The following is a 15,000-nucleotide window of genomic DNA, read 5'->3' as shown; positions in this document are numbered from 1 at the left end:
CGTATTCACAGGTCACGGCCGGTTGCGTGGCATACTTGTCGGGTCAGTCGATCAGCATGCGCAGAGCGAGGGACCAGATGACAGCGGACGCGATGCCTATGGGCGACCGGCCGTCTCCGGGCTGGCCGATTCCGCCGCCCGAAGGCTACGTCGCCGCAGATCTCGACCGGCTACCCGATCTGCCCCCGCATACCGAACTGATCGACGGGAGCCTCGTTTTCGTGAGGCCGCAGAAGTTGTTTCACATGTGTGTTGTGGACTTCCTCCGCGGGGAGCTGAAGCGCAGAGCGCCGAAACATCTGGTCGTGCTACGGGAGATGACTGTCACCTTGGGGAGTCGGCAACGGCCGGAACCCGACGTGATGGTTGTCGATGCGGCCGCCTCGACGAATCTCGAGGAAACGGCCTACAAGCCATCCGACGTCACCCTTGTCGTGGAAGTCGTTTCCCCCGACTCGGTCGAACGTGACCGCAAGCGAAAGCCGCAGTTGTACGCCGAGGCCGGTATTCCACACTTCTGGCGTGTGGAGAATGTCGATGGTCGCGCGGTCGTCTACGTGTACGAACTCGACCCGGCGACCGGGAAGTACACCCCCACGGGGATACACCACGATCGTCTCCACGTCACCGTTCCGTTCGACATCGATCTGGATCTCGGTCGGGCCACCCAGCCGTAACGGTCGCCGCGAACACCGCCATTCCTGCTCGGTGGGAGGTGCGGGCGGCACTGCGCGCGGCTGCCAGGCCCGCAGGGCGGCGAGCAGTCTGTTCAGCTGCGTGGTACACGCGGACCAGTCCGGTGTCGGTGTCGCTGCTGCACGTGGAAGGCGTTGCGGCAAAGTAGTTTTCATGATTGCTCCGCCAGGGGGTTCGCGCGGTGGCCGTCGTCGGGCGCATAGGCGCCGTCCCGTTCGGGACGCGGCCGCGCAGATGGGCCGAATTGGGCACGATCAGTAGTGACCAGTCGGCGGCAGTGTGAAGGAACTCAGCAGGCGAGTCGGACTCGCCGCGTAAATTCTTGGAACGCAGCAATATTGCGCTCCGGCGGTTGGACCATCGGAGACTGCGAGCGCTCCGAGCCTTCCCGTGGACCCATTCCGCCGGGCCCGTCCGTCCCTCGCAGGCAGGGCCGACTCGGTAGGGTGCTGACGGCGAGGAGGAGTAATGCTGTATTCGGGGGAGTTGTTCGCCGGCTACCGGATCGAACGGGTGCTCGGCGCCGGTGGAATGGGTGAGGTCTACGTCGCCCGGCACCCGCGGTTACCGCGGTCGGACGCGGTGAAGGTACTACCGGCGCAGTTTGCGGCCGATCCGGAATACCGGGCGCGGTTCGAGCGCGAGGCCGATCTGGCGGCGAGTCTGTCGCATCCGGCGATCGTGAAGGTGTACGACCGCGGCGAGTACGAGGGCCGGCTGTGGATCGCGATGGAACTGGTCGACGGCGTCGATCTCGCCCGGCGACTGGCCGCGACCGGACCGTTCGGCATCGACGAGGTGATCCGGATCGCGGAAACCGTCGCGGGAGCACTGGACCGCGCGAATGCGCAGGGTTTGGTGCACCGGGACGTGAAACCGGCGAACATCCTGCTGAGCCGGGACGGTGACGTTCTGCTCACCGATTTCGGCATCGCCCGTCACGCCGCGGGCGCCTCCGATCTGACCGGAACCGGGGTCATGATCGGCACCCTGAACTACGCGTCGCCGGAACAGTTGAGCGCGCAACGGCTGGACGGGCGCAGTGATCAGTATTCGCTGGCCTGCACCATCTTTCACGTGCTCACCGGTGACGCGCCGTTCGCGGACGCCAATCCCGTCGTGGTCGTCACCCGGCACGCCACGGCCACGCCACCGAGCGTGCGGACGGCGCGTCCGCACCTGCATCCGGACGTGGACGCGGTCCTCGCGCGAGCGATGGCGAAGCGGCCGGCGGATCGGTTCGCGTCGTCCTCGGAGTTCGCGACGGCGCTCGGCGCGGCTCTGCGGGCCACCCCTGCGGAACCGCCGGACGACCCGCAGGCGGCGATCGCGACCGTGCTCGCCGGACAGCCCGTGCCGGCGCTCGACGGATCGGACGCCGCGGGCCCGACCGTCGTCTCCGGCGCCGCGCTGCCGCCATCGCAGCGCGGCAGTGGCGGTGGGCCGCGGACGATGTGGGCGGCGGTGGGCACGGTAGCGGCCGTGGTTGCCGTCGTTGCGGTGGTGACGGCATTCGTGCTGCACGCGAGCGGGCCGGACGAGGTCGGACCGACCGATGCGGCCCGGGCGCTGGCCCGGATCTCGGTAACTCCGCAGAGCCCGGATCTCAGTGCCGAACCCACCGGGAAGCGGTGGTCGGCCGACGGGTGGGCGCTCCCGATCGGCGGCACGGACAAGGTGGTGTTCTACAACGGCACCAAGACACTCGACATCGTCGATGTGGAGTCGGGGGCGCTGTTGCACAGCGTCGGTGTGGGGTACATCTCCTACGCCGAGTGCGTGTTCACGGCCTCGGGCCGCTACGCGGGCTGCCGTACGGAGTCCGGGGACAGTGCCGCCGGGACCCGGGACGTGAATTCGGATTCCTACGCGACGCTGCTCATCGATACGCAGACGGGTGTGATCTCCGGTCGTTTGCCGGCCGCCACCGAAATCGTCTCCGCGGGAGAAACGTTCGCCACATTCGAACCGGAGCGCAAAGGTGCCGCGACGGGTTCGGTCCTCGCCGCGGACGTCACCGGCACCGTGCGCTGGCGGGCCGACGGCATCCAAGCGGGTCTGGTCCACGGGAGCGGTGTGCTGTCACTGCAGAAGAACCCCGTGTCCGATGATCCGTTCTCGAAGGCCGGCTTCGAATTGCGCAATATCGAAACCGGCAAGGTCGTGTATCAGGTGGCTCCGGACCATGTTCAGCCTCATAGCGTGTGGGCTCCGGACTGGCTGGCTTACTCCGGCGGATTCGCGGTTGGTGCGGACTTCTTCGCGCTCGACGGAACGAAGCGCGCGAGCGCCGGTCCCGGCTGGCGGGTCGTCGCGAGCCAGCCGTATGCCACCCAGGGTGACGATCCGGCGCCGAACGGCAATGACAAGCGCTACTCCGAACCGGACACCGCACCCGCGTTGCCGGTGCTGACGAACCGCGGCATGTTCGCCGCCTTCGATCCCGCGACCGGATCCATGCTCTGGTCCAGGCAACTGCCGAAGGAAGCCGGTTACAGCCACGGTGTGTCGGTCGCCGGAATCGGCAGCAAGATACTGATTCGCTGGGACACCACCGCGGAAACCGGCTCCGACTATCTCGAGAACAAATACAAGCTCGCCTACGCCTGGTTCGACGCGTACACGGCCGAGGGCGGTGTACTGCCGGACAACCAGGTGCCCTGGGCCACCGATGGAACGAGGGTGGTCACCGTCGCGCGTGGCGGTCAGGGCGCGATCACGGTCGTCGCGGCCGGGAAGAATCAGCAACCGGTGTGGTCACTCGACTTCGGCAGCAGCCCGATCCGTACCTTCGCCGGCCGGGTGTATCTGGCCCACAGCCGGATCGTGTGAAACCCTCACGCCTTGGTCAGGGCGAAGATGCGCAGATCACGCGTCGTCCGGCTGCGGTAGGCGGCATAGGCCTCGGTCGTCTCCACGAACCGGTCGAAGATCCGTTGCTTACGCTCCGGATCCTCGACCAGCTGGGCGTGCACCGGAATGCTCTGTCCCGCAAGGGTTATCGTCGCCTCAGGATGTGCCAGCAGGTTGGCGGTCCAGGCAGGATGGCGGGCCTGACCGAAGTTGCTGCCGATCACGTACAGCGTGTCGCCGTCGTGGACGTACAGCAGCGGTGAGGTGCGCGGCTGCCCGGAGGTGCGGCCGATGGTGGTGAGCAGGACGATCGGGGCGCCGATCGGGCCGAGCACGGTGTAGCGAGCACCGGTGCGCTGCAACACTTTCCGATCCAGCGGCGTGAGGGTGCGCACCACGAGCGAACCGAATTTCGTCGCGGCGAACGCGCTCGCGGTTCGCCCGAGCAGACCGGTCCGCGAACCCCACTGCCGATCCGGAAACTGTGCCGTCATGGACAGTGATCCTAGGGCTCGGGCCGGGGTCGCGCGGGCGGGTGAGCGCGTTTACCGCCGGACCGCGGCCACGAATTCGTATCCCTTGCGCCAGTCACCGTCACGCGGTGCGGTGAGCAGGTGGTCGACGCCCGCCTCGGCGTAGGCGTCGAACAGTTCCCGGGCCTCGCCGAGGTCGGCGGGAAGCGGCGTGACGACGGAGACGGTGGGTGTGCTGCGCCCGAACGTGGCGGCGGATTCGGTCAATTCCTTTGTGGCGGTGACCACTTCCTGTGGGGCGAGGCCGATCGCGAGCCAGCCGTCGGCGAATTCGGCCGCGCGGCGCCGGGCGCGCGGTCCGTCGCCGGCCACCAGAATCGGCGGAACCGTCGCGCCGGGGGCGAGCGTGACCTCGGTGCCGTCCGGCAGCACGGCGGGGCGGCCGGCGATCAGATCGGGCAGCACGCGCAGATTCTCGTCGGTGCGCCGGCCCCGGTCGGCGAACGGCAACCCGGCCGCGCGCCAGCCGATATCGCCGTGGGCGGGATTGCCCGTGCCGACGCCCAGCAAGAGCCGATTCCCGGAGACGTACTGCAGTGCGCTCACCTGTTTGGCCGCCCACGCGGCCGGGCGCAGTGCGAGCAGCAGCACGCCGTAGCCGATGTGAATTCGTTCGGTCACCGCGGCCGCGGTCGCCAGCGTGACCGAACTCTCCAGAATCGGCGCGCTGGCGACGAGGTGGTCGGTCGACCACACCGAATCGAGGCCGACCTCCTCGGCGAACCGCGCCGCGGCGCCGACATCGCCGAGGATCGGCCGCTGGGGATCGGGGGTGGACGTGGGGAGGAAGGTGCCGAGTCGCATGGTGCCGACATTACGGACGAAATGTGAGCCGTTGAATGCTCGGAAGACGCAGACCCATGTCCGCAACGCTCATCCCTCTGGTCCGGTCGCCGTCACGGCGCGGTCGTCGTGCCCGGTCCGGGCAGCTGTGGTCACTCCGAACACCGCACCGGCCGCGCCTCACGGATGGGTGTCGGCCGCGGCCGCGCATACGACCGGCTGTGATTTCGTCGGCAACCGGCAGTAGGTGCGACCTCCGGCGGATATCCGCTCACTAAGCTCGGGACCATGGCCGAACCCGCACCGTCCACCGTGTACATCGCGTCACTGGAAGGTGACACCGGCAAATCCACCGTGGCGCTGGGCATGTTGCAGATGCTCTCGGCGACGACGCCGCGGGTGGGCGTCTTCCGGCCGATCACCCGCTCCAACCACGGCCGGGACTACATTCTCGAGCTGCTGCTCGAACACTGCACCGCCGATATCGACTACGAGCAGGCGGTCGGGGTCACCTACGAGCAGGTGCACGCCGATCCCGACGCCGCGATCAGCGAGATCGTGATGCGGTTCCACGAGGTCGCCAAGGTCTGCGACGCCGTGGTGGTGGTCGGCAGCGACTACACCGATGTCGCCGGGCCGAGCGAACTGCGCTACAACGCCCGGATCGCGGTCAACCTCGGCGCGCCGGTGCTGCTGGTGCTGCGCGGCGCCGGGCGCAGCCCCGACGAGGTCGTGCAGGTCGCCCGGGTCTGCGAAGCGGAACTCGAACACGAGCACGCCCAGCTGATGGCGATCATCGTCAACCGCTGTGATCCCGAGCGGCTCGAAGACGTGCGGGACGCGATGGGTGTGCTGCCCTGTCCGTCGTGGACGATGCCGGAGGTGCCGCTGCTCACCGCGCCGACCATGAACGAGCTGTGCGAGGCCATCGACGGCACCGTCTATTCGGGCGATCCGGAGCTGCTGCAGCGCGAGGCGCTGAAGGTGATGGTCGGCGGGATGACCGCCGAGCACATTCTCGAGCGGCTCAGCGACGGCGTCGCGGTGATCGTGCCGGGCGACCGTTCCGACGTCCTGCTGTCGCTGGTGAACGCGCACGAGGCGGAGGGATTTCCGTCGTTGTCGGGCATCATCATGAACGGCGGCATGTTGCCGGATCCGGCGATCGCGCGCCTGATGGCGGGCCTCAAGCCGAAACTGCCCATCCTCACCACGCAATTGGGCACGTTCGACACCGCCAGCGCCGCCGCGCACACCCGCGGGCGGGTCTCGCTCAGCAGTATGCGCAAGATCGACACCGCCTTGGCGCTGATGGAGCAGCGGGTGGACGGCCGGAAGCTGTTGAATCTCATCGAAGTTCCGGTGCCGTCGGTGGTCACGCCGCAGATGTTCGAATATCAGCTGGTGGAACGGGCGCGCGCCGATCCGCGCCGGATCGTGTTGCCCGAGGGCGACGACGATCGCATCCTGCGGGCGGCCGGGCGCGTGCTGCAACGCAAGATCGCGGAGCTGACCATCCTCGGTGACGAGGCCACCGTGCGCGCCCGCGCGGCCGAACTCGGTGTCGACATCGATGCCGCCCAGGTGCTCGATCCGCGTACCAGCGAGCTGCGCGCGGAGTTCGCCGAGGAATTCGCGCGGCTGCGCGCGCACAAGGGGATGACGGTCGAGCGGGCCCGCGAATTCATGGCCGACATCTCGTATTTCGGCACCATGATGGTGTATCGGGGCATCGCCGACGGCATGGTCTCCGGCGCCGCGCACACCACCGCGCATACGATCCGGCCCTCGTTCGAGATCATCAAGACCGAACCCGGCGTCTCGACGGTGTCGAGTGTGTTCCTGATGTGCCTGGCCGATCGCGTGCTGGCCTACGGCGACTGCGCGGTGGTGCCGGATCCGACCTCCGAACAGCTTTCCGATATCGCGATCTCCTCCGCCCGCACCGCGCGGCAGTTCGGGATCGAACCCCGGGTGGCGATGCTGTCGTATTCGACCGGCGAATCCGGCTCCGGCGCCGACGTCGACAAGGTCAGGGCCGCAACCGAACTGGTGCATCGGCGGGCACCGCATCTGCCGGTGGAGGGGCCGATCCAGTACGACGCCGCGATCGAACCGACGGTCGCGAGCACCAAACTGCCGCATTCCGATGTCGCCGGGCGCGCGACGGTGTTCATCTTCCCGGACCTCAACACCGGTAACAACACCTACAAGGCGGTGCAGCGCAGTGCGGGCGCGGTCGCGATCGGGCCGGTGCTGCAGGGATTGCGCAAACCGGTCAACGATCTGTCGCGCGGAGCGCTGGTGGCCGACATCGTGAACACCGTGGCGATCACGGCGATCCAGGCGCAGAAGCAGGAGGCACGGTGAGCGACAATCGCGCAGCGGCTCGCTGTGCCGACCGGGTGCGGGTGCCCCGCAGGACACTGGAGGGCTGATGCAGGTATTGGTGATCAATTCGGGGTCGTCGTCGATCAAATATCAACTGCTGGACCCGGTTTCGGCGAACGTGTCGGCCTCCGGGCTGGTGTCGCGCATCGGGGAACCGGTGTCCGAGGACGAGGTGACCGTCGAACATCACAGTGACGGAAAGAAATTCGAGCACACCGGGCCGATCGCCGATCACGCCGCGGGTCTGCGGGTGGTGTTCGACCTGTTCGCCCGCAGCGGTCACGATCTGAGCGGCGAGGGGCTCTCGGCGGTCGGCCATCGGGTCGTGCACGGCGGCGAGATCTTCTACGAACCGACCCTGATCACCGATGCCGTGGTGGAATCCATCGACAAGCTCTCCGCTCTGGCGCCACTGCACAATCCGGCCAACGTCACCGGCATCCGCTCCGCGCGCGACCTGCTGCCCGAAACACCGCAGGTCGCGGTGTTCGACACCGCCTTCTTCCACGGACTGCCCGACGCCGCCAAGACCTACGCCATCGACGCGAGGATCGCCGCCGCGCACGGCGTCCGGCGCTACGGGTTCCACGGCACCTCGCACGAGTACGTGTCCGGGCGGGTCTCGGAACTGCTCGGCGGCGACCCGGCCACGCACAACCAGATCGTCCTGCATCTGGGTAACGGCGCCTCGGCGTCGGCGATTCGCGGCGGCCGGGCGGTCGACACCAGCATGGGACTGACGCCGCTGGAGGGGTTGGTCATGGGCACCCGATCCGGCGATATCGACCCGGGCATTCCGCTGCATCTGGCGCGGACCGCGGGGCTGGATATCGACGGCATCGACGAACTGCTCAACCGCCGCTCCGGCATCAAGGGCCTGTCCGGGGTCAACGACTTCCGGCAACTGTTCGACCTGATCGATTCCGGGGATGCCGCGGCCCGGCTGGCCTACGACGTCTACGTGCATCGGTTGCGTCATTACATCGGCGCCTATCTGGTGGATCTGGGCCGGGTCGACGCGATCACCTTCACCGCCGGAGTGGGGGAGAACAACGCGCAGGTGCGCGCCGATGCGCTGGCGGGCCTGGAACGCTTCGGCATCGCGGTGGATCCCGCGCGCAACGCCGCGAAAGATCGTGCGGCGCGCCATATTTCGCCGCCGGGCACGGAGGTCGCCGTGCTGGTGGTGCCGACCGACGAGGAATTGGCCATCGCCCGGGCGGCCGCTGCGCTGGTGGGCTGAACCGGACTCAGAACCAGCTCTTGGCGCGGATCGCGTTCGCCAGATCCACCAGCGCGTACCGGTGGGTCCGGCCGGGGGCGGTGCGGGCCAGCGCGCGCAGCCCGGATTCGATCCCGCGGCGCAGCCCGCGTTCGGTGAACGGCTGCCCGAGCAGGGTGCTGCCGGACGCTTGTGGGCGGTGACCGGCCTGCAGCCACGCGAGCGCGGTGCCCAGAACCAGGACCCGCAGCTGCGCGACCCGGCGTTCCGCGGCGGGCAGGGCCTGCAGCCGTGCCGCGGCGACGTGCAGGGTGGACTCCTCCAGCCGATCGGCGTCGACCTGTGCGGGTTGCGGTGTCTCGACGTCCCCGGACTCCGGATCACCGGGCTCGGCGGGTTGTGCGGTGAGCAGTAGCAGGACCGCGGTCAGCCGCGCCTCGGTGTAGTGGCGGGAGGCGGAGGGAACGTCGTCCAGGGCCGCGACCGCGGCGGCGACCCGGCCGTCGGCGGCCAATTGCCGCGCGAGCCCGAAGGCGGCGCTCACCACGCCGCGGTCGGTCCGCCACACCGTGGCGTAGAACTTCTCGGCGCAGTGCCGCCACTGCGCGGGGTCGGGCGAATCCCACTGTTGCAGAACCAGTTCCGCGGTCGCGGCGATGGCGAGTTTGGGCGCGATCTCACCGGGCAGCGCACACAGCACCGCGTCGAAACTGTCGTAGGCGCGTTCGTAGTCCTGCTCGCGCAGCGCGATCAGGCCCTGGAACCAGTCGGTGCGCCAATCGTGTTCGCCCAGGTGGTCCAGGTTGTCCAGCAGCTCGCGGGCCGCGGCCGGCTGGTCGAGATCGAGGTGGACGCGAACCTCGGCCAGGGTGGCCTCGGCGGCGAAACTGTCCGGCGCACCACCCGGCGCGGTCTCGGCTCGCCGCCGCGCGGCCCGCACCGCGTCGAGGGCGTGTTCCGGTTCGGAGTGCGCGGTCCCGGCCAGCAGCGCGGCCGACGGATCGGCCGGATCGATCAGCGGGACCGGCAGGGCGGCGGCGATATCGCGGGCGGTGAGGTTCTTGCCGCGGACCACGCCGTCGGCGTAGACATCGGTCTGGCCGATCAGTTCGTCGGTGCCGAAACTGGTGCGCGGCGGACTGAACAGCGTCGACAGTTGCGGATGTTCGGTACCGGTCTCGGCGGCCAGGATCTCGCGCAGCACACCCGCCAGCTGAGTGGTCATCACCCGGGCCGACGGGAACCGGCGGTCCGGATCGGGATCGGTCGCGGTCAGCAGCAGCCGATGCAGGGATTCGTAGCGAGCCAGGACCGGTTCGGCATCCGGATGCGGAATGCCGTCGGTGTAGCGGCCGGCGACCATCGGGATGTTCACGGTCAGCACCGCGAGGGTGCGGCCGACGGTGTAGATGTCGGTGGCGGCGGTGGGGCCGGTGGTGGCGATCTCGGGTGCCTGGAAACCCTTGGTGCCGTACAGATTTCCGTAGGAGTCGAACGGTGCCGTCGCGCCCAGGTCGATCAGTTTCACCTGATCCTCGGTGACCATGATGTTGTCGGGCTTGAGGTCGTTGTAGGCCAGTTCCAGCGCGTGCAGGTATTCCAGCGCGGGCAGGATCTCCAGGATGTAGGCGATCGCTTCCGGCACCGGCATCCGCTCCGGCCGCGGATGGCTGTCGAGCAGATCACGCAGTGAGCGACCGCCCACGTACTCCATGACGATGTAGCCGATCGGCGAGCCGCCGGGACCGGGATGTTCGACGAAGTTGTGGATCTTGACAATGCTCGGATGGGCCAGTTCGGCCAGATATTGGCGTTCGGCCACGGCGACGGCCTGGGCCTCGGCATCCCCGCCGTGCAGCAGGCCCTTCAGCACCACCCAGCGGTCGCTGACATTGCGGTCGATCGCGAGATAGATCCAGCCGAGCCCGCCGTGCGCGATACAGCCCTGAATCTCGTACTGCCCGGCGACGCGATCGCCGGCCCGCAGGTACGGGCGGAAATCGTAGGGTGCGCCGCAGTTGTCGCAGATGCCGACGGCCGTGGCGGCGTGTGCGGCCGTCGTGCGCCCGACCGGCCGGCCGCAGCGCCAGCAGTACCGCCGTCCCTCGGCCACCACCGGATCGGCGAGCACCGCCACCATCGGATCCAGTTGCGGCACAGCCGGAATCGGCACCAGACCGGCGCCCAGGCGACGGACCGTGGGGCGGGAGCGGACCGTGCGCCCGCTGCGTCCGGTGGGGCGACTCGGCTCGCTCGGATACGACGAGGTGTCGGGCCCGCCGGTGCCGGCCGTGGCCGCGGCGGTATCCGACACGGTGAAAGGTGTTGCGGCGGTGGGCAGGTCGGCGCGCTGAGTTCCATGGATGTGCTGCGTCCCATGGATCTGCCGAGGCCCGGGAGTTTTCCGGGTCTCCGGCGATTCCGGGTCGTGGCGGGCCTGCGGTGTCGTCGGATCCTCATCGGATTCCGGTGCGGGCGTGCGAGATGCCGGCGGGTACTCGGGTTCGGGGAAGTCGTGGTGCTCGGACATGGATCAGTCCCGATAGGTCGGTTCCGGCGGTCCGGCCGCGGGGCCCAGCGCGGGCGCCAGCCAATGCTGATAGAGCCGATCCCAGGTGCCGTCGGTGCGCAACCGCTGCAGGGTGGCGTTCACGAATCGGACCATATCGTCGTTACCCTTCGGAACGCCGACGCCGTACGGCTCGTCACTGAGGGCGGGGCCCACCACCTCGGCGTAGGGGTCCTGCGCCGCCAGCCCGGCGAGCAGCGCGTCATCGGTGCTGATCGCGTCGACCTGGCGTTGCTGCAATACCACCAGGCAGTCCGCCCAGGTCGGCACCGTCATGATCGCGGCCGTCGGCTGGATGTGCCGAATCCGGTCGAGCGAGGTGGTGCCGCCCACCGCGCAGACCCGCTTACCGCCCAGATCCGCCATCGAGGTGATGCCGGATCCCTTCACCGCCAGGACGCGTTGATGCGACATCAGGTAGGTGGTGGAGAAATCGACGCGCTGGCGTCGGTCGCAGGTGATGGTCATGGTCTTCACCACCACGTCGACGCTGTGATCCTGCAGTGCCCGTTCACGATCCGCCGAACCGAGGATCCGGTACTCGATGCGGCGCGGATCGCCGAACAGATCGCGCGCGATCTCGGCGGCGACGTCGACATCGAAGCCGGCGAGGGTGCCGCTGATCGGATCGCGGAAGCTGAACAGATTGCTGCCGGGATCCAGCCCGACCAGCAATCGCCCGCGCGCGCGGACGGCGTCGAGGGCGGGCCCGTGATCGGCGCCGGGACGCAGGCTGGCGGTGGGATTACCGCATTGTGGTTCGAGTGCGGGGGCGGGTGCCGACTGTGGTTGTGTCACAACGGCATTGGCCGGCAGTGGCGGTTCGGTGTAGGTGCCGCTGCCGCCGGTGCGCGGGGCGCTCGGCGCACCGCCGCAACCGCCGGCCAGCAGGGCCGATGCCGCCAATGTCGCTGCCGCGACCCGCCTCGCTCTCATCGGTACTCCCTCAAACGCGGCCACAGCCCGGCCACCACGAACACCGCCGCCAGCGCGGCCAGGGTGAGTGCGCCCGGGGCCAGGAAATCCAGCGACCGCGCGGCATCGGATATCTCCCCGCGCAACGTATTCCGCGTTTCACCCATACCGGCGGCGAGCGCGTTGTCGAGGGTGTCGACCGCCGCGCTGGCCTGCGCCGGATCCGCGCCGATCGCCACCGCGGTGGCGGCCGGGAAATCGCCGCGGCCCAGCGCGTCGTTCATCCGCTGATGGGCCGAACGCCAACGGCCCAGTGCCGCATGCGCATTGCGCACATCGTCGGCGCCCGGTGCGCCGCCCGGATAGTGGGTGAGCAGATCGTCGAGCCGTGCGGTGGCGGTGTCGTAGGTGTGGTCGTAGTCGCCGCTGGCATCGCGGCGCACCAATTTCAGCGTCTCCGCCGCCCGCGCCTGCTGGGCCAGGATGCGGCTCTCGGTCAGCTGGGCGCCCGGCACCGCGCCGTCGTCGCGTCCCGAGGTGGTCGCCACCGCCGAGAACGATCCGGCGATCACCGTCCAGGCCAGCAGGATCAGCAGAATGCCGGAGGCCACCAGCAGACCCGGGTTGAGCACTCGATGCCAGCGCCGGGCCAGATAGAACTGCGCCGCCACCAGTGCGGCGAGCGTCAGGATCGGCAGCACGATCGCCGCCCACGGCGGCCGCACGTGCTGGCGCTGGGTCGCCGCGATCGCCGCGGACCGGTGCTCCTGCAACTCCTGCGCGGTCGGAAGCATGGTGGTCTGCATGAGATTCGACGCCTCGCTCTGATAGGCGGCGCCGACGGGATGGCCTTCGCGGTTGTTGGCGCGCGCGGTCTCGATGAGGCCGGTGTAGACCGGCAGTTCGGTGGCCACACCGGTGCGCAGCCGGGTGTCGGCATCGGGTGTGACCGAGCCGGGCGTGCCGGCGTTGTCGGACTGGGCCACCAGCTCCGCCGCTGCCTCGCCGACCGCCTGGTCGTAGCGATCGCGCACCGGTTTCGGCTCCAGCCCCCCGGAGATGAAGGCGGTGCCTGCGGCGGCATCTGCCACCGACAGCGAGGTGTAGAGATGCTGTGCGGAATTGGCGTCCGGTTCGGCCTCGTCGAGCAGATAGTCCAGGGCGTGCTGGCGGTGGCCCACCTCTGCGGAGGTGACGGCGCCGGCGATCAGGCACAGCCCGAGCAGTAACAGGCCCAGCGCGATCAGCCGGGCGGGGGACGAGCGCGCGAACGCGCGGACATCGGTCGCGTCGAGCCGGCTGCGCACGGCGGCAGCCGCGGCCCGCGGGGACAGCTCGTCGAGCTGCGAATGCCCGATTCGAGCCATGCCCACCTCCGTTCGTTCAGCGGGTTGCATTGTGCGGACTGAGCTTATTGTGGTCGTACCGGTACCGCCCGATATGTGTCGGTCACGACGGCGGTACCGGAGGCCGGCGGTCAGGACGCCGGCGCGGATCGGGACGAGGCGGAGCATGCGCGGTGACGGAGACGGCTTCTTGGAAAGCCCCGATGGGACGCGGCAGTGGGGCCTGTTCGGGGCCGCCGGACTGCTGCTGCGGGCACCCCGGCAGGGCGGCGGCGCATTGGTGCTGCTGCAACACCGGGCGCCGTGGAGCCATCAGGGTGGAACGTGGGCGCTGCCCGGTGGTGCACGCGACAGTCATGAGACCAGCGTGCACGCTGCGGTCCGTGAGGCGCAGGAAGAAGCCGGAATCGATCCGGAGGCGGTCCGGGTGCGCGGCAGCCGGGTGACGAGTACCGCGGACTCCGGCTGGACCTACACCACCGTGGTGGCCGATGTGTCGGAAACCTTGGCGACCACCGCGAATCGCGAAAGCGCGGAACTGGCGTGGGTCCCCGAGGAGGAGGTCGACGCCCGGCCGCTGCATCCCGGATTCGCCGTCGCGTGGCCCGGGCTGCGCGCGGCCGCGGCCCGGCTCGAACTGGACGGACTGGCCGAGGCGGCCGCCATCGCGGCGGTGCTGCCGCGCACGATCGACCTCGCCGATCGGGGCTTCCTGTGGCTCGACACGCACGATGTCGCCGCGCCGACCGCCCGGATCGCGCAGCGCGAGAACGGATCCGGCGAGAACGGATCCGGTGGGTACGCGCAGTACGAGGAAACGCTGGTGCTGACCCTGGACCAGGTACTGGACTGAACGCCGTATGTGAATAGCCGTGTCCTCCCCATGTGTACGGCTGTGTATCAGTTCGCCGCGTTCTCCAGCAACCGCTGTTTGAGTTCGCGGGCGGCGGCCTGCGGGTCGCGCGCCGCCGTGATCGCACGCACCACGACCACCCGGTCGGCGCCGGCCGCGAGCACCTCCGGCAGGCGGTCGCGATCGATCCCGCCGATCGCGAACCACGGCCGGGTCGGATGCGACTCCGCGGTCGAGCGCACCAACTCGATACCCGCCGCGGTGCGGCCCGGTTTGGTCGGCGTATTCCACACCGGCCCGGTGCAGAAGTAGTCGATGTGCTCGTCGACGACCGCGAGCCCGGCCTGGTTGCGATTGTGGGTGGATCGGCCGATCACCACATCCGGCCCGACGATCCGGCGGGCGTACCAGGGCGGTAGATCGCCCTGGCCCAGATGCAGCACATCGGCGCCGGCCGCCAGTGCGATATCGGCGCGATCGTTGACCGCTACGAGCGCGCCGTGGCGGCGGGCGGCGGCCTTCAGTTCGGCCAGCGCGCCGAGTTCGGCGCCGGCCTCGAGCGGCCCGAACTTCGCCTCGCCGGCCGAACCCTTGTCACGCAGCTGGATGATGTCGACACCACCGGAGAGCGCCGCCTCGGCGAATGCGGCCAGATCACCGGTATCGCGCCGGGCGTCGGTGCACAGGTAGAGCCGGGCCGAGGCCAGGCGTTCGCGCGGTGCCATCGGGCGTTGCGGTTGGGACGGTTGCACGGCTTCGACCGTAGCCGCGCTACCGTGGAGAGGCGAAACAAGAGGGCATTCCCGCAGCGATGGCGGCCGCGCGGGAACGCCGATTTC

Annotated in this window: 11 protein-coding genes; 5 read left to right on the top strand and 6 right to left on the bottom strand. The window is 69.2% G+C overall.

The features are described from left to right. Positions 1 to 77: 77 nt before the first annotated feature. On the top strand, positions 78 to 677 hold the full coding sequence (locus AC5592_RS29245; protein ID WP_198163963.1) for a Uma2 family endonuclease: 600 nt from the start codon (positions 78 to 80) through the stop codon (positions 675 to 677). A gap of 487 nt (positions 678 to 1,164) precedes the next feature. Beyond that, positions 1,165 to 3,528 (top strand): serine/threonine-protein kinase, encoded by a 2,364-nt coding sequence (locus AC5592_RS29240; RefSeq protein ID WP_063066068.1) that lies wholly within the window; start codon positions 1,165 to 1,167, stop codon positions 3,526 to 3,528. Between the two features lie 5 nt (positions 3,529 to 3,533). Here AC5592_RS29240 and AC5592_RS29235 read toward each other — a convergent pair whose 3' ends face one another. Next, positions 3,534 to 4,043 (bottom strand): nitroreductase/quinone reductase family protein, encoded by a 510-nt coding sequence (locus AC5592_RS29235; RefSeq protein ID WP_036506431.1) that lies wholly within the window; start codon positions 4,041 to 4,043, stop codon positions 3,534 to 3,536. Positions 4,044 to 4,094: 51 nt separating this feature from the next. Then, positions 4,095 to 4,886: an LLM class flavin-dependent oxidoreductase gene (locus tag AC5592_RS29230; RefSeq protein WP_063066067.1), complete on the bottom strand. Its 792-nt coding sequence runs from the start codon at positions 4,884 to 4,886 to the stop codon at positions 4,095 to 4,097. A 267-nt stretch (positions 4,887 to 5,153) separates the two neighbouring features. Between AC5592_RS29230 and pta the strand changes: the two genes are divergently transcribed. Both pta and AC5592_RS29220 read left to right on the top strand, forming a co-directional pair. Then, complete coding sequence (gene pta / locus AC5592_RS29225; protein ID WP_036506427.1) at positions 5,154 to 7,235, top strand: phosphate acetyltransferase; 2,082 nt, start codon at positions 5,154 to 5,156, stop codon at positions 7,233 to 7,235. A gap of 67 nt (positions 7,236 to 7,302) precedes the next feature. Further along, positions 7,303 to 8,499: an acetate/propionate family kinase gene (locus AC5592_RS29220; RefSeq protein ID WP_036506425.1), complete on the top strand. Its 1,197-nt coding sequence runs from the start codon at positions 7,303 to 7,305 to the stop codon at positions 8,497 to 8,499. Between the two features lie 7 nt (positions 8,500 to 8,506). On the opposite strand, the gene AC5592_RS29215 is transcribed toward AC5592_RS29220, so the two are convergent. From AC5592_RS29215 to AC5592_RS29205, 3 genes are read right to left on the bottom strand one after another with little or no spacing between them, the layout of a single operon-like run. Continuing rightward, positions 8,507 to 11,008: a serine/threonine-protein kinase gene (locus AC5592_RS29215; RefSeq protein WP_084507368.1), complete on the bottom strand. Its 2,502-nt coding sequence runs from the start codon at positions 11,006 to 11,008 to the stop codon at positions 8,507 to 8,509. A gap of 3 nt (positions 11,009 to 11,011) precedes the next feature. Next, the gene (locus tag AC5592_RS29210; RefSeq protein ID WP_063066066.1) at positions 11,012 to 11,983 is read right to left on the bottom strand and encodes a glutamate ABC transporter substrate-binding protein; all 972 of its coding nucleotides are present in this window, start codon (positions 11,981 to 11,983) and stop codon (positions 11,012 to 11,014) included. Further along, positions 11,980 to 13,329, bottom strand: coding sequence for a GlnX family signal transduction membrane protein (locus AC5592_RS29205; RefSeq protein WP_036506379.1), 1,350 nt, complete (start codon positions 13,327 to 13,329; stop codon positions 11,980 to 11,982). Before AC5592_RS29205 ends, AC5592_RS29210 begins: the two co-directional genes overlap by 4 nt. Positions 13,330 to 13,474: 145 nt before the next feature. Here AC5592_RS29205 and AC5592_RS29200 point away from each other — a divergent pair, with 145 nt between their 5' ends. Then, the gene (locus tag AC5592_RS29200; RefSeq protein ID WP_083871321.1) at positions 13,475 to 14,161 is read left to right on the top strand and encodes an NUDIX hydrolase; all 687 of its coding nucleotides are present in this window, start codon (positions 13,475 to 13,477) and stop codon (positions 14,159 to 14,161) included. A 47-nt stretch (positions 14,162 to 14,208) separates the two neighbouring features. On the opposite strand, the gene thiE is transcribed toward AC5592_RS29200, so the two are convergent. After that, positions 14,209 to 14,913 (bottom strand): thiamine phosphate synthase, encoded by a 705-nt coding sequence (gene thiE, locus AC5592_RS29195; protein ID WP_030516618.1) that lies wholly within the window; start codon positions 14,911 to 14,913, stop codon positions 14,209 to 14,211. Between the last annotated feature and the right edge of the window lie 87 nt (positions 14,914 to 15,000).

The organism is Nocardia violaceofusca NBRC 14427, from assembly GCF_963869435.1.
GTDB lineage: Bacteria > Actinomycetota > Actinomycetes > Mycobacteriales > Mycobacteriaceae > Nocardia > Nocardia aobensis.
Note: the sequence above shows the minus strand (reverse complement) of the source record. Positions and strands in the feature narration are given on the sequence as shown.